Genomic DNA, 24,340 nt, shown 5'->3' with positions numbered 1-24,340 from the left:
GGGATGGTAGAGACAGTCAGGGCACCTCGAAGAAGAGGCACAACGTCGGTGAGGGATGACGTGAGCGAGCACACCAACAACGCTGTAGTACTGCGGTTCGGCGACGGCGAGTACACCTACCCGGTGATCGACAGCACCGTCGGCGACAAGGGCTTCGACATCGGGAAGCTCCGCGCTCATACCGGTCTGGTGACGCTGGACAGCGGCTACGGAAACACCGCCGCCTATAAATCCGCAATCACCTACCTCGATGGTGAGCAGGGCATCCTCCGGTACCGCGGGTACCCGATCGAGCAGCTCGCCGAGCGCTCCACCTTCCTCGAGGTGGCGTTCCTGCTGATCAACGGTGAGCTTCCGACCGTGGACGAGCTCTCCGTGTTCAAGAACGAGATCACGCAGCACACCCTGCTGCACGAGGACGTCAAGAACTTCTACCGCGGCTTCCCCCGTGACGCGCACCCGATGGCGATGCTGTCGTCGGTCGTCTCGGCGCTGTCGACCTTCTACCAGGACAGCCACAACCCGTTCGACGAGAAGCAGCGCAACCTCTCGACGATCCGGCTGCTCGCCAAGCTTCCGACGATCGCCGCGTACGCGTACAAGAAGTCGATCGGTCACCCGTTCGTCTACCCGCGCAACGACCTCGGTTATGTCGAGAACTTCCTCCGCATGACGTTCTCGGTGCCGGCGCAGGAGTACGACCTCGACCCGGTCGTCGTCTCCGCCCTGGACAAGCTGCTGATCCTGCACGCCGACCACGAGCAGAACTGTTCGACGTCGACGGTCCGTCTGGTCGGTTCCTCGCAGGCCAACATGTTCGCGTCGATCTCGGCCGGCATCTCCGCGCTCTGGGGCCCGCTGCACGGCGGCGCCAACCAGTCCGTCCTGGAGATGCTGGAGGGCATCAAGGCGAACGGCGGCGATGTCGACGCCTTCATCCGCAAGGTGAAGAACAAGGAGGACGGCGTCCGCCTGATGGGCTTCGGCCACCGGGTGTACAAGTCCTTCGACCCGCGCGCGAAGATCATCAAGGCTGCCGCGCACGACGTCCTCTCGGCCCTCGGCAAGTCCGACGAGCTGCTGGACATCGCGCTGAAGCTGGAGGAGCACGCGCTCTCCGACGACTACTTCGTCTCGCGCAACCTCTACCCGAACGTCGACTTCTACACGGGTCTCATCTACCGTGCGATGGGCTTCCCGACCGAGATGTTCACGGTCCTGTTCGCCCTGGGCCGTCTCCCGGGCTGGATCGCGCAGTGGCACGAGATGATCAAGGAGCCGGGCTCGCGCATCGGCCGCCCGCGCCAGATCTACACGGGCGTGGTGGAGCGGGACTTCGTGCCGGTCGAGCAGCGTTGACCTGAGTTCGCACTCGCCGGGTGGGCTTGCGGCTCACGCCAGTTCACCCGGCGAGCAGGCCTTGAGAACAAGACGTAAAAGCGGAAGGCGCCCTGCCGACGGTCCCCCCACGGGCCGGCGTACAGGGCGCCTTCCCATGTCCCGGTGCGGATTCCCCCCACGGGATCCGGCCGGGCGTTTCGAGAGGACAGCGCCTGAATTCGCTATCACTGGTGTGCAGGCCGCCGAAGCAACCGTTGTTGTGCGAACCGCCATACTGACGGCTTTGAGCAAAACGAGCAAAACTCGCCGTACTCATGCTGTGTGCGGTCTGCCGGGACGCGCACGCTGGGGTGGGCCGCTCAAGCTTCCCGGTGTACGTGTCCCGGCAACGCATCTCCGAGGACGTCCCCCAAGACATCCTCAGACGTCATCCAACGCCCCCCAAGACGCTGTCTGACATCGCCAACTTAGACGCTCGAAGCCCTTCGGTGGTTACGTTCACAGCACTGTGATCTGCGTCTCGCGCAAATGTCCTTTAGGTACGCCAGATCCCGGTTGTCGCGACCGGGGCCCAAGCGTAAGGATGATGCGCGAGCCTTGTGAAGAGCTTATGTGAGGCTGGCGTGGGACTCCATAGGGACTATGACACCTACTTGTGCGTACTGCCGGTAACTTCGGCCGGTCAGGGGCCGATCTCAGCGGAACGTGCGCAGTCGGAGGCTGTTCGTCACCACGAACACCGAGGAGAAGGCCATCGCGGCCCCCGCGATCATCGGGTTCAGCAGTCCGGCCGCGGCCAGCGGCAACGCGGCCACGTTGTAGCCGAACGCCCACACCAGGTTGCCCTTGATGGTCGAGAGCGTCTTCCGGGACAGCCGGATGGCGTCGGCGGCCACCCGCAGATCCCCGCGCACCAGCGTCAGATCGCTCGCCTCGATCGCCGCGTCCGTGCCCGTACCCATCGCCAGGCCCAGATCGGCGGTGGCCAGCGCCGCCGCGTCGTTCACCCCGTCGCCGACCATCGCGACGATCCGCCCCTCGCCCTGGAGCCGACGTACGGCGTCGACCTTCTCCTCGGGCAGGACTTCCGCGATCACCTGCTCGATCCCGACGGCCTTCGCCACCGCCTCGGCCACCGCCCGGTTGTCCCCGGTCAGCAGTACCGGCGTGAGCCCCAGCGCGCGCAGCTCGCGCACGGCCTCGGCGCTGGTCTCCTTGACCGCGTCGGCGACGGTGAGGACGCCGCGTGCCACGCCGTCCCAGGCCACCACGACGGCCGTACGTCCGTTGCTCTCGGCCTCCGCCTTCGCGCGGGCCAGTTCATCCGGGAGCGGCCCCGACAGGCCGTCCACGAGTCGTCCGACGACCACCTCGTGCCCGTCGACGCGCCCGCGTACGCCCCGCCCGGGCACGTTCTCGAAGTCCTCGGCCTCCGGCAGCGTCCCGACCCGCTCAGCGGCCCCCGCGGCCACCGCTCGGGCGACCGGGTGCTCGGAGGCGTGTTCGAGGGCGCCCGCGAGCCGCAGCACCTGCTTCTCGTCGGTGCCCTCGGCGACGTACACCTCCTGGAGGGTCATACGGCCGGTCGTCACCGTGCCCGTCTTGTCCAGGACGATCGTGTCGACGCGGCGCGTGGACTCCAGGACCTCGGGGCCCTTGATGAGGATGCCGAGCTGGGCCCCGCGCCCGGTGCCGACCATCAGCGCGGTCGGCGTGGCGAGCCCCAGCGCGCACGGGCAGGCGATGATCAGGACGGCGACGGCGGCGGTGAAAGCGGCGACGGTGTCGCCCGTGACGCCGAGCCAGACGCCGAACGTACCGAGCGCGATCAGCAGCACCACCGGCACGAAGATCCCGGAGATCCGGTCGGCGAGCCGCTGCACCTCGGCCTTGCCGTTCTGTGCGTCCTCCACCAGCCGGGCCATCCGTGCGAGCTGGGTGTCCGTACCGACGCGGGTGGCCTCGACGACCAGCCGGCCCCCGGCGTTCACGGTCGCGCCCGTGACGGCGTCCCCGACGCCCACGTCGACCGGTACGGACTCGCCGGTCAGCATCGACGCGTCGACCGCCGAGGCACCCTCGACGACGGTGCCGTCGGTGGCGATCTTCTCCCCGGGCCGTACGACGAACCGGTCGCCGATCGTCAACTCGCCCACGGGGATGCGCACTTCACGCCCTCCGCGCAGCACGGAGACGTCCTTGGCGCCCAGTTCCATGAGCGCTCGCAGAGCCGCGCCCGAGCGCCGCTTGGCGCGGGCCTCCAGGTAGCGTCCGAGGAGGATGAACGCGATGACCCCGGCGGCGACTTCGAGGTAGATCTCCGAGGTGCCGCCGGTGCGGGCGGCGGTGAACGAGAAGCTCTCCCGTACCCCCATGCCCTCCATGCCCGGCATCCCGGGCATCGTGGGTTTGCCCGCGTCGCCCCAGAACAGCGCCCACAGGGACCAGCCGTACGCGGCGAGCGTGCCGACCGACACCAGGGTGTCCATGGTGGCCGCGCCGTGCCGCGCGTTGGTGAACGCGGCCCGGTGGAACGGCAGTCCGCCCCAGACGACGACCGGCGAGGCGAGCGTCAGCGCGAGCCACCGCCAGTTGTCGAACTGGAGCGCGGGAATCATGGACATCAAGGCGACGGGCGCGGCGAGCAGCACGGAGACGACGAGCCGCTGCCGCAGACCGGCCAGTTCGGGGTCCGCGTCCCGCGCGGCCGCGGGCGCCTCCGTCACGGCCGGTGGGGGCGGCTCCTCGGCCGTGTACCCCGTCTTCACGACGGTGGCGATCAGGTCGTCGACCCCGACCCCGTCGGCGTACGCGATCTTCGCCTTCTCCGTCGCGTAGTTGACCGTGGCGAAGACGCCGTCCATGCGGTTGAGCTTCTTCTCGACGCGGGCCGCGCAGCTGGCACACGTCATCCCGCCGATGGCCAGCTCGACCTCATGGGGCGTGACTATCGGGGTCTCGGTGCTGGTACTGATACCGGTACTGGTACTGGTCATGGTCGCCGCGTCCGTACGGTCAGACCCGGCCGGCGAGCTCGAAGCCGGCCTCGTCCACCGCGGCGCGCACGGCTGCCTCGTCGAGCGGGGTCTCGGACACCACGGTGACCTCGCCGGTGGCGGCGACGGCCTTCACCGAGGTGACCCCGGCGAGCTCGGAGAGCTCACTCGAAACCGAACCTTCGCAGTGCCCGCAGCTCATGCCGGTCACCTGGTAGACGGCGGTGACGGAACCGGGGGTGTCGGTCTGGGCGGTCATGTCGTTGCTCCTCTTCGAAGTCTCATCGAGGTGTCATCAAGGACGCCGTCGTGGCGCACGTGCCCTGTGAGTCTCACACTACTATACCCCTGGGGGGTACTTCGTTCATGTCGGTGGCAAGATCTCCGGTACGGGGGACGGCGACGGTGACGTTGAGAGCGAGGGCGAGCGCGTATGCGTGCGGTGGTGTTCGAGCGGTACGGGGAACCGGCCGAGGTGCGGGAGGTGCCGGACCCGGTGCCCGCGCCGCACGGGGTCGTGGTGCGCGTCGAGGCCACCGGGCTGTGCCGGAGCGACTGGCACGGCTGGATGGGCCACGACCCCGACATCGCGCTGCCGCACGTGCCCGGCCATGAACTCGCCGGTGTCGTCGAGGCCGTCGGCGCCGGAGTGAGCGGCTGGCGGGCCGGTGACCGGGTCACGGTGCCCTTCGTCTGCGCCTGCGGGAGCTGCCCGTCCTGTGCGGCCGGTGACCAGCAGGTGTGCGAGCGGCAGACCCAGCCCGGCTTCACGCACTGGGGTTCGTTCGCGGAGTTCGTGGCGCTGGACCACGCCGACGTGAACCTCGTCGCCATGCCGGAGGAGATGTCCTTCGGGACGGCGGCCGCGCTGGGCTGCCGGTTCGCGACGGCTTACCGGGCGGTGGTCCAGCAGGGGCGGGTGGCGGCGGGGGAGTGGGTCGCCGTGCACGGCTGCGGCGGTGTGGGCCTCTCCGCCGTGATGATCGCGGTGGCCTCCGGCGCCCGGGTCGTCGCGGTCGACGTGTCCCCCGGGGCACTGGAACTGGCGCGGAAGTTCGGCGCGGTGGAGTGCGTGAACGCGGCCACCACCGACGACACGGCGGCGGCGGTACGTGAACTGACGGGTGGCGGCGCCCAGTTGTCGCTGGACGCGCTCGGCTCACCGATCACCTGCGCGGCCTCGGTGAACGGCCTGCGCCGCCGGGGCCGCCATGTCCAGGTGGGCCTGCTCCCGTCACCCACCGGCTCGACACCCGTCCCGATGGCCCGCGTTGTAGCTCTCGAGCTCCAACTCCTGGGCAGCCACGGCATGGCCGCCCACACCTACCCGCCGATGCTCGAACTGGTAGGAGCGGGCATCCTTCGACCGGACCTACTGGTCACATCCACCATCCCGCTGACCGAATCCCCGGCCGCACTGGCGAAGATGGGGGCGACGCCGGGGGCAGGGGTCACGGTCATCGAGCCGTGGCGCTGACCCGGGCGGTGCCGGCCATGAACTGTGCCCCACCGGTGAGTGGGGCACAGGGGTGCAGGGAGTAGAGGGAGCAGGGGGAGCGGGGGGTGTCTCAGTCGTCTCTTCGGCCGCGGTTGCCCGGGCGGGCCGCGACCCACGCCCTGACGGTGTCGGCGTACCAGTAGGGCTTGCCGCTCTCCACGTGGTCGGGTGCGGGCAGCAGGCCGTGTTTGCGGTACGAGCGCACGGTGTCCGGCTGGACGCGGATGTGTGCGGCGATCTCTTTGTACGACCAGAGCCGTCGGTCGGTCATCGGTGCACCTCCCTGCGCGTGCGTCACGGGGTCGGCCAGGGTCGGCCGTCGGGGGAGCCGGACGCTGCGCTTGGCGATCACAAAGCCATTGCCCGTTGAACGACCTTTGGTGACCCTGGGTAAGTGTCTGTTGACGCGGTGTGACTCAGAACCCGCGTACACGCGACATGTGTGACACGGGGGGAGTTTTTGTGACACGAGTGACGCAAAGGCGCACGCCCGCAGACCGGAGTGGCACGTTGACCTGCGGGGCGTACGCCGATAAAGCGGGCGGGCGCCGGCGCCCCCCGCTAGGGGCGCGGGGAACTGCGCGACCAGCCACGACCGCCCCGCAGCCGCCCGACTGCCCCTTACCGCCCCTCCTGTGGAGCGCTACGCCCCGCAGGACCGAAGAAACGCCCGAGTCCGCTGTGCGATAGGCAGCGGAGCGTCCGGCTCGCACGGGTACATGTCCTGCTCGACGATCGCGAACAGGTCCACGTCCAGCTTCTGGGCGGCGGCCAGGACGGGCCCCAACTCCGGTACGCCGGCCGGGGGTTCGCACATGACACCGCGGGCGACCGCCGGGCCGAACGGGACCTCGTTCGCCCGTACGTCCGCGAGGATCTCGGGGTCGACCTGCTTGAGGTGCAGGTAGCCGATCCGCTCGCCGTAGGTCTCGATCAGCTTGACGCTGTCGCCGCCGCAGTAGGCGTAGTGGCCCGTGTCCAGGCACAGCGAGACGAGCGAGGAGTCGGTGCCGTCGAGGAAGCGTGTGACGTTCGCCTCGCTGTCGATGTGCGTGTCCGCGTGCGGGTGGACGACGATCTGGAGGCCGTAACGCTCCCGCACCTCGTGTCCGAGCCGCTCGGTCAGCGTGGTCAGGTTGCGCCACTGCTCGGGCGTCAGTGTGTCCGACTCCAGCACCTCACCGGTCTTGTCGTCCCGCCAGAAGGACGGGATGACCACCAGGTGGGACGCGCCCATGGCCTGGGTGAGCACCGCGTTGTCCGCGACGTGTGCCCAGGTCTTCTCCCAGACGGCCTCGCCGTGGTGCAGCCCGGTGAAGACCGTGCCGGCGGACACCTTCAGCCCGCGCTTGGCGGTCTCCTCGGTGAGGACGGCCGGATCGGTCGGCAGGTACCCGTACGGGCCCAGCTCGATCCACTCGTAGCCGGACTGTGAGACCTCGTCGAGGAAGCGCTGCCAGGGAACCTGCTGGGGGTCGTCCGGGAACCACACGCCCCAGGAGTCGGGCGCCGAGCCGACCCGGATGCGTGACAGCGGGGGGCTGGACAGGGAGGAAGGGGAGGAAGGGGACGGCGTAGTCATGAGCATCAGCTTCAGCCGACGCCAGGATGCGTGTCAAGGTCTGGTCCGAATGTCCGGACAAAGTATTGACAGGGCTCCGTGAGGCGGGCTAGACCTGACTACGAGCCGCTCTGCCGACCGCTGTGCCGACCACCGTGCGAGCCGTGCCGACCACGTGAGCCGCTTGAGTCGCTTGAGCCGAGGAAACGCGAAGGGAAGTCGATGGCGTACGACCTGATCACCATGGGGCGGATCGGAGTGGACCTGTATCCACTGCAGACCGGTGTGCCGCTCGCCCAGGTGACGTCCTTCGGAAAGTTCCTCGGCGGCTCGGCGACGAACGTCGCGGTCGCCGCGTCCCGACTCGGGCGCAGCACCGCGGTGATCACCCGGACCGGTGACGACGCCTTCGGGCGCTATCTGCACGACGCCCTGCGCGACTTCGGCGTCGACGACCGCTGGGTCACGTCGGTACCCGGCCTCAACACCCCGGTCACGTTCTGCGAGGTGTTCCCGCCGGACGACTTCCCGCTGTACTTCTACCGGCAGCCCAAGGCGCCGGATCTTGAGATCGACGCCCACGAGCTGGACCTGGACGCGGTCGGCGAGGCGAGCATCTTCTGGGTCACGGGCACCGGCCTGAGCGAGGAGCCCAGCCGCACGGCGACCCTGGCCGCCCTCGCCCACCGCGCCAAGTCCGGTACGACGGTCTTCGACCTCGACTGGCGCCCCATGTTTTGGAAAGACACAGCCTGGGGCGACCCGGAGTCCCCCCGCTCCTTCTACGCCGAGGCCCTGCGCCACACCACCGTCGCCGTCGGCAACCTCGACGAGGTGGAGGTGGCGACCGGCGTACGCGAGCCGCACGCCGCCGCCCGCGCCCTCCTCGACGCCGGAGTCGAACTGGCGGTCGTCAAGCAGGGCCCGAAGGGTGTTCTCGCCGTCAACAGCGAGGGCGAGACGGCCGAGGTGCCCCCGCTCCCGGTGACCGTCCTCAACGGCCTCGGCGCCGGTGACGCCTTCGGCGGCTCCCTCTGCCACGGCCTCCTCGAAGGCTGGGACCTGGAGCGCATCATGCGGTACGCCAACGCGGCCGGCGCGATCGTCGCCTCCCGCCTGGAGTGCTCGTCGGCGATGCCCACCCCGACCGAGGTCGAGGCGGCACTCGCGGCGGGAGCGGTGCGATGAGTAGTTCCACCGCATCCATCGGCAACGGCTCAGGTGCAGGCACCGGTATCCGTACAGGCACCAGCCCCCTCGCCTCCGTGGACATCTCCGCCCTCGCCGCCACCCGTGCCCGGCATCCCGAGGCCGTCGCGGAAGCCGCCGCACGGCGGACCCGCCGACCCCTCCTCGGGGACTCCGGCCGGCTGATGATCGTCGCCGCCGACCACCCGGCCCGCGGCGCCCTCGGGGTCGGCAGCCGCAAGCTGGCCATGGCCAACCGGGCCGACCTGCTCGAACGCCTGTGCCTCGCTCTCTCCCGCCCCGGTGTCGACGGGGTCCTCGCGACCGCCGACATCCTGGACGACCTGCTCCTCCTCGGCGCCCTCGACGGCAAGGTCGTCATGGGGTCGATGAACCGCGGCGGCCTCTCCGGCGCCAGCTTCGAACTCGACGACCGCTTCACCGGCCACCGCCCCGAGGACATGGCACGCCTCGGCTTCGACGCCGGCAAGCTGCTCGTGCGCATCGACTTCGACGACCCGGGCTCCCTCACCACCCTGGAGTCCACGGCCCACGCGATCGACGCGATGGCCGAGCGCCGACTCCCGCTCTTCGTCGAGCCGTTCATCAGCAGACGCGGCCCCGACGGCAAGCTCCGCAACGACCTCTCCGCCGAGGCCGTCACCAAGTCCATCGCCATCGCGTCCGGCCTGGGCGGCAGTTCGGCGTACACCTGGCTGAAGGTCCCCGTCACCGAGAATCCGGACGACATGGCCGAGGTCATGCAGACCTCCACCCTGCCCGCCGTGCTGCTCGGCGGCGAGGTCGGGGACGACCAGGACGGCGCGTACGAGAAGTGGCGCGGCGCGCTCCAACTCCCCACCGTCCAGGGCCTCGTGGTCGGCCGCTCGCTGCTGTACCCGGCGGACGGCGATGTGTCCGCCGCCGTGGACACCGCCGTCGGACTGCTGTGAGGCGCGCGATGGGCGAGGGGTACGGCGGCTGTACTCGTACCGTGCGGGCGGAGTCCGGCACGACGCACAACGACTTCCAACTCCTGGGCGGAGAAAGGGTGTTCGCGTCGGTCGCCGACCTCGCGCACGCACCCCGGAATGCCCGGGCACTGATCGCCTCCGGCGCGGGAGGCCGCTTCGCCCTGGCAGGAGCGAAGTGTGGGCGACCACTCCCCGCTCGCTACGGCCCCGCGCCGGAGGTCCACTTGGCACACCCGGACAACACAACGGCCAGTACAACGAACAGCACAGGGGGACACCGATGACCCCGCCCGCATCCATCTCCATCCCGACGACGAGACTCACGGTCGCGCAGGCGCTCGTACGCTTCCTGGCCGCCCAGTACACCGAGCGGGACGGCGTCCGCCGCCGTCTGATCGGGGCCACCTGGGGCATCTTCGGCCACGGGAACGTCGCCGGGCTCGGCCAGGCGCTCGTCGAGTACGCCGACGACATGCCGTTCCACCAGGGACGCAACGAACAGTCCATGGTGCACGCGGCAGTTGGTTACGCGAGGCAGTCCAACCGCCTCTCCGCGCACGCCGTGACGACGTCCATCGGCCCCGGCGCGACCAACCTCGTCACCGGCGCCGCACTCGCCACGATCAACCACCTCCCGGTACTGCTCCTCCCCGGCGACACCTTCGCGACCCGCCCGGCGGACCCGGTCCTCCAGCAGCTCGAAGTCCCGTACGCCGGTGACGTGTCGGTCAACGACTGTCTGCGCCCGGTGTCCAGGTACTTCGACCGGGTCACGCGCCCCGAGGCGCTGATCCCGGCGGCGCTGCAGGCGATGCGGGTCCTCGCCGACCCGGTCGAGACGGGCGCCGTAACTCTCGCTCTCCCGCAGGACGTTCAGGCCGAGGCGTACGACTGGCCCGACGAGTTCTTCGCCGACCGCGTGTGGCACGTACGCCGTCCGGCCGCAGACGCCGACGAACTGACGGAAGCGGTACGGGCGATCCGAACCGCCCGTCGCCCGTTGATCGTCGTGGGCGGCGGAGTCCACCACAGCCGCGCCGAGGAGGTGTTGGCGGAGTTCGCCTCGGCGACCCGTATCCCCGTCGCCTCCACCCAGGCCGGCAAGGGCTCCCTGCGCCACGACCACCCCCAGGACGTAGGCGGCATCGGCCACACGGGAACAGCCACGGCCGACGAACTCGCCCGCCTGGCCGACCTGGTGATAGGCATCGGTACCCGCTACACGGACTTCACGACCGCCTCCAACACCCTGTTCGCCGCGCCCGACGTCCGCTTCCTGAACCTCAACATCGCCCCGTACGACGGCCACAAGCTGTCCGCCACCCCGCTGATCGCGGACGCCCGCAGCGCCCTGGAGCAGCTGACGGAGGCGCTCGCGCTCCACGACCACCGGGTCACGGACGAGTACACCCGCGAGTACACCGAGGACAAGGAACGCTGGGAACAGCGCGTCGACGCCGCCTACGAGGCCGATGAGCCGGACGTACGCCCGACGCAGCCGCAGGTGCTGGGCGCGCTGGACGCCCTCGCCGACGAGTCGGACATCATCATCAACGCGGCTGGCTCACTCCCCGGCGACCTGCACAAACTCTGGCGTGCACGGTCGCAGGACCAATACCACCTCGAATACGGCTATTCCTGCATGGGATACGAGATACCGGCCGCGATCGGTGTGAAACTGGCGGCGCCCGACCGTCCCGTATGGGCGCTGGTGGGCGACGGCACGTACCTGATGATGCCGACGGAGATCGTGACGGCCGTACAGGAGGGGATCGCCATCAAGCTCCTCCTGATCCAGAACCACGGCTACGCGTCCATCGGCGGTCTGTCGGAGTCGGTGGGCGGCGAGCGCTTCGGCACCGCCTACCGCTATCAGGCGGACGACGGTACGTACACGGGGGCCCCGCTGCCCGTGGACCTGGCCGCCAACGTGGCGAGCCTGGGCATGCGCGTCCTGCGCGCGAAGACGGTACGGGAGCTGCGGGCGGCGCTCGCCGAGGCCCGTACCGCCGACACTCCCACTTGTGTCTACGTCGAGACGGAAACGGCAGACACAGTGTCGGGCGCGCCTCCGGCGCAGGCCTGGTGGGATGTTCCTGTGGCCGAGACCGCGACCCGCCCGTCAGCGGTCAAGGCACGTGAGCTGTACGAACGGCACGTCTCTACCCGACGCCGCCATCTGTGAAGGAGAACCTGGGCATGACGAAGATCGTCAACCACTGGATCGGCGGCAAGACCGTCGAGGGCGCGTCGGGCACGTACGGGCCGGTCACCGACCCCGCGACCGGCGCGGTCACCACGAACGTCGCCTTCGCGACGGTCGACGAGGTCGACGCGGCCGTAGCCGCCGCCAAGGACGCGTACGCGACCTGGGGCACCTCGTCGCTCGCCAAGCGGAGCGCCATCCTCTTCAAGTTCCGCGCGCTGCTCGACGCCAACCGCGACGCGATCGCCGAGCTGATCACCGCCGAGCACGGCAAGGTGCACAGCGACGCGCTCGGCGAGGTCGCCCGCGGCCTGGAGATCGTCGAACTCGCGTGCGGTATCACCGTGCAGCTGAAGGGCGAGCTGTCGACGGAGGTGGCAAGCCGCGTCGACGTCTCGTCGATCCGCCAGCCCCTCGGCGTCGTCGCGGGCATCACGCCGTTCAACTTCCCGGCCATGGTGCCGATGTGGATGTTCCCGATCGCCATCGCGTGCGGCAACACCTTCGTGCTGAAGCCGTCCGAGAAGGACCCGTCGGCGGCCATGAAGCTCGCCGAACTGTTCGCCGAGGCGGGCCTGCCCGACGGCGTCTTCAACGTCGTCCACGGCGACAAGGTGGCGGTCGACCGCCTCCTGGACCACCCGGATGTCAAGGCGGTGTCCTTCGTCGGCTCGACGCCGATCGCCCGCTACATCCACACCACGGCCTCGGCGAACGGCAAGCGCGTCCAGGCCCTGGGCGGCGCCAAGAACCACATGCTGGTCCTCCCGGACGCGGACCTGGACGCGGCGGCCGACGCCGCCGTCTCCGCCGCCTACGGCTCGGCGGGCGAGCGCTGCATGGCGATCTCGGCCGTGGTCGCGGTCGGCGCGATCGGCGACGAACTGGTCGACAAGATCCGCGAGCGCGCCGAGAAGATCAAGATCGGCCCCGGCAACGACCCGACGAGCGAGATGGGCCCGCTGATCACTGCCGTGCACCGCGACAAGGTGGCCTCGTACGTCACCGGCGCGGCGGCCGAGGGCTCGGAGGTCGTCCTCGACGGCAGCGGCTTCACGGTCGAGGGCTTCGAGGACGGCCACTGGATCGGCATCTCGCTCCTCGACAAGGTGCCGACGACGGCGAAGGCCTACCAGGACGAGATCTTCGGCCCGGTCCTGACCGTCCTGCGCGTCGACACGTACGAGGAGGGCCTGGCGCTGATCAACGCCTCCCCCTTCGGCAACGGCACCGCGATCTTCACCCGGGACGGCGGCGCGGCCCGCCGCTTCCAGCTGGAGGTCGAGGCCGGCATGGTCGGCGTCAACGTCCCGATCCCCGTCCCGGTGGGCTACCACTCGTTCGGCGGCTGGAAGGACTCCCTCTTCGGGGACCACCACATCTACGGCAACGACGGCACCCACTTCTACACCCGCGGCAAGGTCGTCACGACCCGCTGGCCGGACCCGGCGGACGGCCCCTCGGGCGTCGACCTGGGCTTCCCGCGCAACCACTGAGCGACCACTGGGAAATCCGCCACGCATGCCCGCTGACCTGCTACTTCCAGGTCGGCGGGCATTGCCGTTCCGCACTGGATCGGCACCGGATCGCATGATCCCGGATACTCCGGGTCGGGCGTACGCGATCATGATGACCATGGACGCTCACTTCCTCGGTATCCCCGAGTTGACCGAAGCCCCGTCCGTGGCGGTCGTGGTCGACGTCATGCGTGCTTTCACTGTGGCTGCCTGGGTCTTCGCCCAGGGGGCCGAAAAGATCGTTCTCGCCGAGTCGCTGGACGACGCGCTGGCACTCAAGGCCGCCCACCCGGACTGGATGGCGCTCAAGGACGGGCCGCCCGCACCCGGATTCGACATGGTCAACTCACCCGGCATGCTGCGGTCTGCCGACCTTCGCGGACGGACCGTCGTACAGAAGACCACGGCAGGGACGGTCGGCGCCCTCGCTGTCAGGGAGGCGTCGCTGGTGCTGTGCGCCGGCTTCGTGGTGGCGGAGGCGACGGCCCGGCTCCTGCGGACCCGCGCGAGTGACAGCGTCACGTTCGTGGTCACCGGCGAGGACGGACAGGCGGACGAAGACCTGGCGTGTGCTCAGTACATCGCCCGAAGAGCCACCGAGGCCGCGACGGATCCCGCCGAGTTCCTCCACCGAGCCGCCGAGTCACGCGCCGCCACCGAACTGGCGTCGGGCAGGCGTCAAGGAGCCCATCCCGACGACGTCGCACTCTGCCTTGAGCTCGACCGTTTCCCCTTCGCCATGACGGCGAGCCAGGAGGACTCACTCATGGTCGTACGCCCGCACGCCGTGCCTCCGCTGACCGGCGACGCTCCGGTCTGATCGCCGGCGAGGTCCAGTTCGCACCGGGACGCGCACCCTGCCGCCGGCGAGAGTCCAGAGACGTGTGCCAACGGCGAGGGTGTCGATCCCCGACAGGCTGATCATCGCCCGCAGGACGATCGAGAGACGCCGCTCGCCGAGGTCCGGCACGTGCGTGAGACTGGTCTGATGCGGCGACGCGATGGACGGTGCAGCGGCATACCGACCGGCTGCACCAGAAAGGTTGCGCGCAATCAGTGTTGCCGGCCGGAGACCTGAGCTGATTTCGCCCTCCGCCACCGGTGAAGGACGGTGAGGCTGGAACGATGACCATGTGAACTACTTCTCGCATTTCAGCATCGGTCCTGGTCATGACCGGCAGCATCCCCCGGAGCCCGGGCCGGCCGAGCCCGGTCAGTGGCCGAAGTTGGAGGCCGCGCTCGCGGTGGTCAACCGCGATCTGGTGGCGACCCTGCCGGGTCAGGACGCGCTGATACTGCTGTTTGAGCCGCCTTGGCAGCCGTCGCCCCCGAGCGGAATCGACTGGGGGCGGGTCTACGTGGCGATGCCAGACGGCCGTTGGCACGGCAATCAGGTGAACGCGTGCGACCCGGAGGAGGGCGACCCGCCGGAGCCGGACGATGCGATGACGGTCCTGGACGTGGTCGCGGACGCGGCGCAGTCGACGATCATGGAGCTGCTCTGGCAGGTCTGGCCGGTCTGCTGGGAACACAGGACCGGAACGCACCTTCGTCCCGCAGGGACCACTGCCGACTGGCCCGAGGGCCCAAGGGACGAGGCCGGCCCGCCGGTGTGGTGGTGCCGGGGCGGCCGGGACGGCAATTTCCACGACGTCTCCCCGGTGGGCGAGTTGGCCGCCACCCTGCCGGGAGAACAGCGTCGCGCACTGCGCCACAGCGAGCGCGAACGAAACGGCCGCCGATAGCAGCGGAGCCGGACGGCCGCGCGTTGGCCGTTGGAGGCGTACCGCTCGGCGCCGTACGGCTCCAGCGCCCGCCCGATCCCCCTGCGCCGGTGCGACTCGGCCACCCCCAGCTCGTACAGCAGCATCTCCGCACCCTTGTCGGGGTGGACGGTCTCGACGCCGCTCGCAAAGCCGACGGGGGCTACCGTCTCGGCGGACTCGTAGGCCAGGTACAGGTGATGCCCGGCCGACGTCAGGGAACGTTCCGCCCGCTCCGTGCGGACCGGGTGGTCGAAGAGGTGTTCGGCGGCGGCCACCTCGGCGACTGTCATCGCGCGCCGAATCTCCACGGACCGAACCTCCATGGACCGAACCTCCACGGACCGGATCCTCACGGGCCCGTCCGTACCACGCCTGGTGTACGCCGGACCCGTGCCGTACGCCCGCAGGATGGCGGAAGGTTCCGACCGGCGGTTGCCCCGGATGTCGGTGGCGGCCCGTACCGTTGACGTATGGATCTTCGAATGCCCGGACTGCGGGGAGCGCGGCCCCGGTGGTCACGGCGGCTGGTCGCCGTCGTGGCCGCCGCTGTCGTCCTGCTCGCCGGTGCCGGTACGTGGACGGCCGTCGCCTCGGACGACGCGCCCGCGGTGCACCAAGCCGACCGGGTCATGGACATGGGCGGCGGGGTGCGCGTCGACACCTCGTACTTCACCGCGGGGTCCGACTCCGACCGCCGCCCCGCCGTCCTCCTCGCACACGGCTTCGGCGGCAGCAAGGACGACGTACGAGCCCAGGCCCAGAAACTCGCCCGCGACGGCTACGCGGTGCTGACCTGGTCCGCCCGGGGCTTCGGCAGATCGACCGGGAAGATCGGGCTGAACGACCCGAAGACCGAGGTCGCCGACGTCTCGAAACTCATCGACTGGCTGGCCGCGCGGCCCGAGGTCCAGCTCGACAAGAAGGGCGACCCGCGCGTCGGCATGGCCGGCGGGTCCTACGGCGGCGCGATCTCGCTCCTCGCCGCCGGTTACGACGACCGGGTCGACGCCATCGCGCCCGCGATCACCTACTGGAACCTCGCGGACGCACTCTTCCCGAACGGCGTCTTCAAGAAGCAGTGGGCCGGCATCTTCATCAACACCGGCGGCGGCTGCGACCGGTTCGAGGCCACGCTGTGTGAGATGTACGACCGGGTCGCCGAGGCCGGCAAGCCGGACACGGCAGCCACCGAACTCCTCACCGAACGGTCGCCCTCCGCCGTCGGCGACCGCATCAAGGTGCCCACCCTGCTGATCCAGGGCCAGACCGACTCCCTCTTCCCCCTCGGCCAGGCCGACGCCGCCGCGAAGGCGATCCGTGCCAACGGCGCCCCCGTGGACGTCGACTGGATCGCGGGCGGCCATGACGGCGGCGACATGGAGACGAGCCGCGTCGAGTCCCGGATCAACTCGTGGTTCGACCGGTACCTGAAGGACGACAAGGGTGCCGACACCGGGCCCGCCTTCCGCGTCACCCGCACCGGCGGAATCGACTCCACCGACGGGGCGGCGACCCTGCGCGGCGCCACCTCGGACACCTACCCGGGGCTGGAGAACGGGCAGCGTGAGGTCACGCTGACCGGCAGGGAGCAGTCGTTCGACAACCCGGCCGGCGCCGCCCCGCCCGCCGTCTCCTCCCTGCCCGGCCTCGGCGCCGCGGGCGGCCTGTCCCAGCTCTCCTCGCTCGGAGTCGGCGTCTCGATCGACTTCCCCGGGCAGAACGCGAGCTTCGAATCGGCCCCGGTCGCCGACGACGTACGGATCACCGGTTCCCCCACGGTCACCGTCCACGTCAAGTCGACCAGCGAGGACGCCGTCCTCTTCGCCAAGGTGTACGACGTCTCGGCCAACGGCAGGCAGCAGGTGCTGCCCGGCCAGCTGGTCACCCCCCTCAGGGTCGAGGGCGCCAAGCAGGGCAAGGACGTCACGATCACCCTCCCGGCCATCGACCACGAGGTCGAACAGGGTCACCGGCTCCGACTGGTCCTCGCCTCCACGGACCTCGGCTACGCGTCACCGGTCGCCCCGGCCACGTACACGGTCTCTGTCACGAGCGACCTGAAGATCCCCACCGCCCCCGGCGTCACCACGGCCTCGGCCGGGCTGCCCGCCTGGGTGTGGTGGCTGCCCCTCGCGGGCGCCGCGATCGCCCTGGCCCTGCTCCTGTCAGGACGCAGGCGCACGGCGGCACCGTCCGCCCCGGACCCCGAACTGGCCGAAGTCCCGCTCCAGATCACCGACTTGAGCAAGAAGTACGCCAAGTCGTCGGACCGGTACGCCGTACGGGACGTGTCGTTCCGCGTCGAGAAGGGCCAGGTCCTCGGACTCCTCGGCCCCAACGGCGCAGGCAAGACCACCACCCTGCGCATGCTGATGGGCCTCATCAGGCCCGACGGCGGCGAGATCCGCGTCTTCGGGCACGCCATCCGCCCCGGCGCCCCCGTCCTCTCCCGCGTCGGCTCCTTCGTCGAGGGCGCCGGCTTCCTCCCGCACCTCTCCGGCCGCGAGAACCTGGAGCTGTACTGGCAGGCCACGGGCCGCCCGGCCGGGGACGCCCACATGGAGGAGGCCCTGGAGATCGCGGGCCTCGGCGACGCACTCGCGCGCGCTGTCCGCACGTACTCCCAGGGCATGCGCCAGCGGCTCGCCATCGCCCAGGCCATGCTCGGCATGCCCGACCTCCTCATCCTCGACGAACCGACCAACGGCCTCGACCCGCCCCAGATCCGCGAGATGCGCGAGGTCATGATCCGGTACGCGGAGGCCGGCCGCACGGTGATCGTCTCCAGCCACCTGCTGGCGGAGGTCGAGCAGTCCTGCACGCACCTCGTCGTCATGGACCGCGGCAAGCTGGTCCAGGCCGGCCCGGTCAGCGAGATCATCGGCTCAGGCGACACCCTGCTCGTCGGCACCACCACCCCGGTGGAGGAGCCGGTCGTCGAGAAGGTCGCCGCCCTGCCCGGCATCGTCTCCGCCGTACGCACCGACGACGGCCTCCTGGTCCGCCTCGCCCCCGAGGACGGCAGCGCCCAGCGCCTCGTCGTCGAACTCGTCCGCCTCGAAGTGCCCGTGGCGTCGGTGGGCCCCCACCGCCGCCTCGAAGACGCCTTCCTCACCCTGATCGGAGGCTCCGCATGAGCACGACGGACACGACGGACACGACGAACGCGACAGATAAGACTGACACGTCGAAGGCGACGAACACGGTCGTGGAGCGGGCGGAGACGGCCGACGGGTACCGCGCCCGGCGGACACTGCCCCTGCGCGTCGAACTGGTCCGCCAGCTCAAGCGCCGCCGTACGCTCGTCATGGGCGGCATCCTCGCCGCGCTGCCGTTCATCCTCGTCGCCGCCTTCGCGATCGGCGGCGAGCCCGGCAGGCCGGGCGGCCAGGTCACCCTGATGGACACGGCCACCGCGTCCGGCGCCAACTTCGTCGCCGTCAACCTCTTCGTCTCCGCGGGCTTCCTGCTGGTCATCCCCGTCGCCCTGTTCTGCGGGGACACGGTCGCCTCGGAGGCCAGCTGGTCCTCCCTGCGCTATCTGCTCGCGGCCCCCGTGCCGCGCGCCCGCCTCCTCTGGTCCAAGCTCGCGGTCGCCCTCGGTATGAGCCTCGCCGCGATGGTGCTGCTGCCGGTCGTGGCCCTCGCGGTCGGCACGGCGGCCTACGGCTGGGGACCACTGGAGATTCCCACCGGCGGCTCGCTCGCCGCGGGCACGGCGGCCCAGCGACTGGTGGTGGTCGTGGGATACCTCTTCGTGTCCCAACTGGTCACCGCCGGACTGGCGTTCTGGCTGTCGACGAAGACCGACGCCCCCCTGGGAGCGGTCGGCGGCGCCGTCGGCCTGACCATCGTCGGCAACGTCCTGGACGCCGTGACCGCTCTCGGCGACTGGCGCGACTTCCTGCCCGCGCATTGGCAGTTCGCGTGGGCCGACGCCATTCAGCCCCGCCCGGAGTGGGGCGGCATGATCCAGGGGACGGCCGTCTCGGTAACGTACGCCCTCATCCTGTTCGCCCTGGCCTTCCGGGGTTTTGCCCGCAAGGACGTCGTCTCCTAGGTCACCGGAGGATCACCTACCGGTCTCGACGGCCGCCTCTCGTGGCCACTTCGAGATCCATCCGCAACACCCCGTACCGCACATTCCGGCCCCTTCCACCGTCACAGTCACAGAAGTTGACGTCGTCCGACGCCAACGGACGGAGGGGGCACGGCAGATGGAGCGGAACCGGACACACCGAACACGACGCCTGCGGGGTGCGCTGATAGCGGTGACGGCCGCGAGCGGGCTGCTGCTCACCGGGTGCAGTGCGACGGGGGACAGCGGCGACAGCAGCCGGGGCACCAACCAGAACTCCGGCGGCGGCTCGGGCTACGCCCCCGCGCCGGCCCAGAGCAACGGCTCCGGCGAACAGAGCGACCGCGACGGCGAAGAAGGCGACACGGAAGGTGAGACGGAAGGCGACTTCGCCCCGTCCCCCGACTACCTCTCCACCTTCGCCCTCGACGTCGACACCGCCTCGTACGGCTACGCGCGCCGCACCCTCGCCGACGGCCACCGCCCCGACCCGTCGACGGTCCGGCCCGAGGAGTTCGTCAACAGCTTCCGCCAGGACTACGAACGCCCCGACGGCAACGGCTTCTCGGTCACCGTCGACGGCGCCCGCACCGACCGCGCGGACTGGTCCCTGGTCCGCGTGGGCCTCGCCACCCGCACCGCCGAGCAGGAGAGCGAACGCCCGCCGGCCGCCCTCACCTTCGTCATCGACATCTCCGGTTCCATGGCCGAGCCCGGCCGCCTCGACCTCGCCAAGGACTCCCTCGGCGTGATGACGGACCGGCTGCGCGACGACGACTCGGTAGCCATCGTCACCTTCAGCGACGAGGCCGAGACCGTCCTCCCGATGACCCGCCTGGACGACCACCGCGACCGCGTCCACAACGCGATCGACGAACTGGAACCGACCGACTCGACCAACCTCGGCGCAGGCGTGCGCACCGGCTACGCCACCGCCGTCGAGGGCCTGCGCGAGGGCGCCACCAACCGGGTCGTACTGGTCTCGGACGCACTCGCCAACACCGGCGACACCGACGCCGACTCGATCCTCGACCGCATCTCCGACGCCCGCCGCGAACACGGCATCACCCTCTTCGGCGTCGGTGTCGGCAGCGACTACGGCGACGCCCTGATGGAACGCCTCGCGGACAAGGGCGACGGTCACACCACCTACGTCTCGAACGAGACCGACGCCCGCGAGGTGTTCTGCGAGCAGCTCCCGCGCAACATCGACCTCACGGCCCGCGACGCCAAGGCCCAGGTCGCCTTCGACCCGGAGACCGTCGCCGAGTTCCGCCTGATCGGCTACGACAACCGCCGGGTCGCCGACGACGACTTCCGCGACGACCGCGTGGACGGCGGCGAGGTGGGCCCCGGCCACACGGTCACCGCCTTGTACGCCGTCCGCACCAAAGACTCCGCCTCGGGTCACCTCGCAACGGCAACGGTCCGCTGGCTCGACCCCGACACCCGCGAACCCCACGAGGAATCGGGCCAGTTGGAGTCGAAGGCGCTGGACGAAGCGCTCTGGAACGCCCCGTCCCGCCTCCAGATCACAGCGGTGGCCGCCTACTTCGCCGACGCCCTGCGCAAGGGCGCCGACGACTGGACCACCCTGCCGGGCGCCCCGTCCCTGAGTGAACTGGCAAGCAAGGCAAACAAGTTGGCGGACAAGACAGAGGACAAGGCGGTACGCCAACTGGCCGAGGCAATAGACCAGGCAGGCCGCTATGAGAACTAGCCGGTGCTGGTGAACACCGGATGCGACGAGCTCCCCTCTTTTAGGGGCGCGGGGAACTGCGCGACCAGCCCCCGCGGGCCTGCAGGCAACAGACAACCCAAGGCCCGCTAACCGCACACAGACGGAACAGCCCTCCCAAGCCCCTCCACATGCAACCCATCCAACCGGTACCCCCGAGCGGAGCGCCCCGCGGCAAGCACAAGCCGCACCTCACACAAGTCTCCCGCCCGAACCCCCACCGTCTCTCTCAGCGCATCCAGCAACTCATTGGTGATCCGATCCAGAATCGGCCGAACCTCCTTGACCAGATCGGGCCGCTCGGCGGGCCGCAGCTCGGGATGTGCGTCCCAACGGGCGTACAGCCCACGCTGGACCACCTTGTTCGCCTCGATCTGGTCCCGGAACACGGCGGCCACCGCCTCCGGGTCGAGGCCGAGCCCGACGGCCCGCGCGGAGACGTCGGCCAGGATCTGCTGCTCGCGCACCGGATCGTCGATCGGCTTGTCGGTGCCGTACTTGGCGGCGGCGACCTTGTCGGCCACCAGCAGCCGCTCGGCGAACAGGTCGGTCAGCGACGTCAGGGAAGTCAGCGACGTCGAAGAGAACGTGGGGGAGGAGGCAACGGCGCCTGCCCGTACGGGAGTCGAGGTGTCGGCCACAGCGGGTGCCGCGCCGGAGACGGCCAGGACGGCCGACGCGCACACGGCGAGAAGAACAGACCGCACGGGGTTCCTTTCGGTGGGGGGAGGTCGAGCCGGCGCCGGACCGAAGCCCTGCGCCAGGCAGCAAAATATCCGCCCCGAATGATCTGCTTTCGCGCGACCCATTGAACTTCCGCTACGCACGGGTAATTTGACCCGGGATCACGAGCAGCACCAGCCACCGGAAGCGAGCGTCATGGGCGTACGCAGGGATCTGAAGCAGGCGAAGCGGCGCCCCGATCTGGCGGCCCGTCACCGCGTCGAGCTGATCCGCGACGAGAAGACCGGCACCGTCCGCGAAGCCCGCGCCGCCCCCATCGTGACGACCCCCACCACGGGCAGCATCGCCGACCTGCCCCACACCAACGCGGCCGAGGCCCCCGACGCGGTGGTCCTGCGCCGCCGTACGGACGACGGCACCTGGCGCCCGATCACCGCCGCCGCCTTCGCCGCCGAAGTCATCGCCACCGCGAAGGGGTTGATAGCCGCCGGCCTCGAACCGGGCGGCCGGGTCGCGGTGATGTCCCGTACCCGCTACGAGTGGACGGTCCTGGACTTCGCGATCTGGGCGGCCGGCGGCCAGACCGTCCCCGTCTACGCCACCTCGTCCGCAGCCCAAGTGGACTGGATCGTAAGGGACTCGGGAGTCCACCTGGTCGTCACGGAAACGCCGGACAACACGGCCACCGTCATCACCGGCACGGCCGCTCACCCCGAACCCCCGCGCGTCCTCACCCTGGACGAGGACGCGATGGCCGAACTCACCACTCTGGGACGGGAGGTGCCGGACGAGGAGGTGACCAAGCGGCGCACGGACCTGACCCCCGACACCACCGCGACGATCTGCTACACCTCCGGCACCACCGGACAGCCGAAGGGCTGCGTCCTCACCCACGCGAACCTGCACGCCGAGGCGGCCAACGTCGTCGAACTGCTGCACCCGATCTTCAAGGAGGTCACCGGCCAGACCGCCTCGACCCTCCTCTTCGTCCCTCTCGCCCACATCATGGGCCGGGCCCTTCAGATCGGCTGTCTGATGGCCCGCATCGAGATCGGCCACTTCCCGAGCATCAAGCCCGACGAACTCCGCCCGATGCTGCGGGAGTTCAGGCCGACCTTCCTGGTGGGCGTCCCGTACCTCTTCGAGCGGATCCACGCCGCCGGCCGCGCGACCGCCGAGAAGATGGGCCGCGCCGCCTCCTTCGACCGGGCCCACCGCATCGGCGTCCGCTTCGCGGAGGCGTACCTGGAGAAGTTCCTCGGCACCGGTACCGGCAAGGGCCCCGGCCCCGCCCTGTACGCCGCCTGGGCCCTGTACGACCTGCTCGTGTACCGCCGTATCCGCAAGGAGCTGGGCGGGCGTATGCACTACGCCATCAGCGGCGGCTCCCCGCTCGACCGCGACCTCAGCCTCTTCTTCTACGCCGCCGGAATCATCGTCTACGAGGGCTACGGCCTGACCGAGACGACCTCCGCCGCCACCCTCGTCCCACCCCTGGCCCCCCGCCCCGGCACGGTCGGCCTCCCCGTCCCCGGCACCGCCGTCCGGATCGCCGACGACGGTGAGGTCCTCCTCAAGGGCGCGGTCGTCTTCGGCTCCTACTGGAACAACCCGGCGGCGACGGACGCGGTACTGAGCGACGGCTGGTTCGCCACCGGCGACCTCGGCGCTCTCGACGACGACGGCTACCTCACCATCACCGGCCGCAAGAAGGACATCCTCGTCACCTCCGGCGGCAAGAACGTCGCCCCGGCCGTCCTGGAGGACCGGCTGCGCAGCCGTGCGCCGGTCGGCCAGTGCATGGTCGTCGGCGACAACCGCCCCTTCGTCGCCGCCCTGATCACCCTCGCCCCCGATTCCGTCGCCCACTGGCTCACCGTCCGGGGGATGCCCGTCGACACCCCGATGCCCGAGGTGATCGGCGACCCCGGGATGCGGGCCGACGTCCAGCGGGCCGTGGACCACGCCAATGCGGCGGTCTCCCGGGCGGAGTCGATCCGCGCCTTCACCCTGGTCGAGGGCGAGTTCACCGAGGAAAACGGACTGCTCACCCCGTCCCTCAAGGTCAAACGCCACGCGGTACGGGAGGCGTACGCGGCCGAGATCGAGGCGCTGTACAGCAAGTGAGCCCGACAGCAAGTGAGCCCGACAGCAAGCGAGCCCGACGGCAGGTGAAGTCGACGGCACGTGAGCCCGAGGCAGTGCCACGAACGCCGAACGGCGGGCCACCGGAGAACCGGTGACCCGCCGCCGCAACCGAGCGGGGAGACTCAGCTGTTGCCGGCGCCGTTGCCGGACAGCACGGGGATGTCGCTGAGGATGTGCGACAGCGGCTCGTCGCCCTTGGCCTGCGTCGAGTTCTCGACACACTGCTGGTTCTGCGGGGCCGACAGGACGGGGATGTCCTGGAGGGCGACCGGCACGACGCCGACGACGGAACCGACGTTGAGCTTGGCCGGGAGGCCGACACACGGCTTGTTCAGCGAACCCTGGACCAGCGAGAGCTGCGGGCTCATGTCACCGAACGTGGCCGAGTTGCCGAACTCCTGCTCGGCGCCGTTGCCGCTGACGGAGGTGGTGCCACCGTCATTGGCGATCGCCAGGGCCTGGGGTGCTGCCGTCGCCGAGATACCGGCGACGGAGGCGGCGATGGCCGCGGTAGCCCACAGCTTCTTCATGTTCATTCCCTTCGAAAAGCGGACTCCGGTGAGGAGCTGCGTGATCAAGAACGGCTCAACCCCGTCCGGGGTTGCGGTGATTGCCCCATTTGGCCCAGCGGGTGAGGTGTACGAG

At 70.1% G+C, this 24,340-nt stretch carries 18 protein-coding genes and 1 pseudogene; 12 read left to right on the top strand and 7 right to left on the bottom strand.

The features are described from left to right. Nucleotides 1-60: 60 nt before the first annotated feature. A complete protein-coding gene (locus tag G3I71_RS07125) occupies nucleotides 61-1,359 on the top strand; it encodes a citrate synthase (protein WP_164313061.1) in 1,299 nt (432 codons plus the stop codon). Nucleotides 1,360-2,036: 677 nt separating this feature from the next. Here G3I71_RS07125 and G3I71_RS07120 read toward each other — a convergent pair. Together G3I71_RS07120 and G3I71_RS07115 are read right to left on the bottom strand one after the other, a co-directional pair. Then, nucleotides 2,037-4,337, bottom strand: a complete 2,301-nt coding sequence (locus G3I71_RS07120) for a cation-translocating P-type ATPase (RefSeq protein WP_164313060.1) — start codon at nucleotides 4,335-4,337, stop codon at nucleotides 2,037-2,039. A 19-nt stretch (nucleotides 4,338-4,356) separates the two neighbouring features. After that, on the bottom strand, nucleotides 4,357-4,596 hold the full coding sequence (locus G3I71_RS07115) for a heavy-metal-associated domain-containing protein (protein WP_164313059.1): 240 nt from the start codon (nucleotides 4,594-4,596) through the stop codon (nucleotides 4,357-4,359). A gap of 174 nt (nucleotides 4,597-4,770) precedes the next feature. Between G3I71_RS07115 and G3I71_RS07110 the strand changes: the two genes are divergently transcribed. Further along, the gene (locus G3I71_RS07110) at nucleotides 4,771-5,814 is read left to right on the top strand and encodes a zinc-dependent alcohol dehydrogenase family protein (protein WP_164313058.1); all 1,044 of its coding nucleotides are present in this window, start codon (nucleotides 4,771-4,773) and stop codon (nucleotides 5,812-5,814) included. A gap of 91 nt (nucleotides 5,815-5,905) precedes the next feature. Here the strand turns inward: G3I71_RS07110 and G3I71_RS07105 are convergent, their stop codons facing one another. Beyond that, complete coding sequence (locus G3I71_RS07105) at nucleotides 5,906-6,106, bottom strand: AlpA family transcriptional regulator (protein ID WP_055525705.1); 201 nt, start codon at nucleotides 6,104-6,106, stop codon at nucleotides 5,906-5,908. 372 nt (nucleotides 6,107-6,478) lie between these two features. Next, on the bottom strand, nucleotides 6,479-7,417 hold the full coding sequence (locus tag G3I71_RS07100) for a sugar phosphate isomerase/epimerase (protein ID WP_164313057.1): 939 nt from the start codon (nucleotides 7,415-7,417) through the stop codon (nucleotides 6,479-6,481). Nucleotides 7,418-7,618: 201 nt separating this feature from the next. On the opposite strand from G3I71_RS07100, the gene iolC reads away from it, so the two are divergent. From iolC to G3I71_RS07070, 6 genes and pseudogenes are all read left to right on the top strand, one after another. Continuing rightward, the gene (gene iolC / locus G3I71_RS07095; protein WP_164313056.1) at nucleotides 7,619-8,584 is read left to right on the top strand and encodes a 5-dehydro-2-deoxygluconokinase; all 966 of its coding nucleotides are present in this window, start codon (nucleotides 7,619-7,621) and stop codon (nucleotides 8,582-8,584) included. Beyond that, nucleotides 8,581-9,537 (top strand): deoxyribose-phosphate aldolase, encoded by a 957-nt coding sequence (locus tag G3I71_RS07090; RefSeq protein WP_239148983.1) that lies wholly within the window; start codon nucleotides 8,581-8,583, stop codon nucleotides 9,535-9,537. The genes iolC and G3I71_RS07090 overlap by 4 nt, the downstream gene beginning before the upstream one ends. Before the next feature lie 68 nt (nucleotides 9,538-9,605). Further along, a pseudogene (locus G3I71_RS50930) lies at nucleotides 9,606-9,779 on the top strand (5-deoxy-glucuronate isomerase); the annotation flags it as partial. A 59-nt stretch (nucleotides 9,780-9,838) separates the two neighbouring features. Next, nucleotides 9,839-11,743, top strand: coding sequence for a 3D-(3,5/4)-trihydroxycyclohexane-1,2-dione acylhydrolase (decyclizing) (gene iolD, locus G3I71_RS07080; RefSeq protein ID WP_164313055.1), 1,905 nt, complete (start codon nucleotides 9,839-9,841; stop codon nucleotides 11,741-11,743). Nucleotides 11,744-11,757: 14 nt separating this feature from the next. Further along, the gene (mmsA, locus tag G3I71_RS07075) at nucleotides 11,758-13,260 is read left to right on the top strand and encodes a CoA-acylating methylmalonate-semialdehyde dehydrogenase (RefSeq protein WP_164313054.1); all 1,503 of its coding nucleotides are present in this window, start codon (nucleotides 11,758-11,760) and stop codon (nucleotides 13,258-13,260) included. Between the two features lie 139 nt (nucleotides 13,261-13,399). After that, nucleotides 13,400-14,101 carry a 2-phosphosulfolactate phosphatase gene (locus tag G3I71_RS07070; protein ID WP_164313053.1) on the top strand — a complete coding sequence of 234 codons (702 nt, stop codon included), beginning with the start codon at nucleotides 13,400-13,402 and terminating at the stop codon, nucleotides 14,099-14,101. 570 nt (nucleotides 14,102-14,671) lie between these two features. Here the strand turns inward: G3I71_RS07070 and G3I71_RS50925 are convergent. Then, nucleotides 14,672-15,355, bottom strand: coding sequence for a GNAT family N-acetyltransferase (locus G3I71_RS50925; RefSeq protein WP_343242873.1), 684 nt, complete (start codon nucleotides 15,353-15,355; stop codon nucleotides 14,672-14,674). Nucleotides 15,356-15,517: 162 nt separating this feature from the next. Between G3I71_RS50925 and G3I71_RS07060 the strand changes: the two genes are divergently transcribed. The 3 genes from G3I71_RS07060 to G3I71_RS07050 all read left to right on the top strand — a co-directional run bounded on the left by G3I71_RS07060 (nucleotide 15,518) and on the right by G3I71_RS07050 (nucleotide 20,845). Further along, entirely contained in the window at nucleotides 15,518-18,184 is a 2,667-nt protein-coding gene (locus G3I71_RS07060; RefSeq protein ID WP_164313052.1) for an alpha/beta fold hydrolase, read from the top strand. Further along, entirely contained in the window at nucleotides 18,181-19,107 is a 927-nt protein-coding gene (locus tag G3I71_RS07055; protein WP_239148982.1) for an ABC transporter permease, read from the top strand. Before G3I71_RS07060 ends, G3I71_RS07055 begins: the two co-directional genes overlap by 4 nt. A gap of 157 nt (nucleotides 19,108-19,264) precedes the next feature. Then, nucleotides 19,265-20,845 (top strand): VWA domain-containing protein, encoded by a 1,581-nt coding sequence (locus tag G3I71_RS07050; protein ID WP_164313051.1) that lies wholly within the window; start codon nucleotides 19,265-19,267, stop codon nucleotides 20,843-20,845. A gap of 107 nt (nucleotides 20,846-20,952) precedes the next feature. On the opposite strand, the gene G3I71_RS07045 is transcribed toward G3I71_RS07050, so the two are convergent. Beyond that, entirely contained in the window at nucleotides 20,953-21,570 is a 618-nt protein-coding gene (locus G3I71_RS07045; RefSeq protein WP_343242872.1) for a chorismate mutase, read from the bottom strand. Nucleotides 21,571-21,742: 172 nt separating this feature from the next. On the opposite strand from G3I71_RS07045, the gene G3I71_RS07040 reads away from it, so the two are divergent. After that, nucleotides 21,743-23,674: a long-chain fatty acid--CoA ligase gene (locus G3I71_RS07040; RefSeq protein ID WP_164313237.1), complete on the top strand. Its 1,932-nt coding sequence runs from the start codon at nucleotides 21,743-21,745 to the stop codon at nucleotides 23,672-23,674. A 143-nt stretch (nucleotides 23,675-23,817) separates the two neighbouring features. Here G3I71_RS07040 and G3I71_RS07035 read toward each other — a convergent pair whose 3' ends face one another. Further along, entirely contained in the window at nucleotides 23,818-24,225 is a 408-nt protein-coding gene (locus tag G3I71_RS07035; protein WP_164313049.1) for a rodlin, read from the bottom strand. Nucleotides 24,226-24,340 lie beyond the last annotated feature (115 nt).

This window comes from Streptomyces sp. SID12501, assembly GCF_010550245.1.
Taxonomy (GTDB): Bacteria; Actinomycetota; Actinomycetes; order Streptomycetales; family Streptomycetaceae; genus Streptomyces.
Note: the sequence above shows the minus strand (reverse complement) of the source record. Positions and strands in the feature narration are given on the sequence as shown.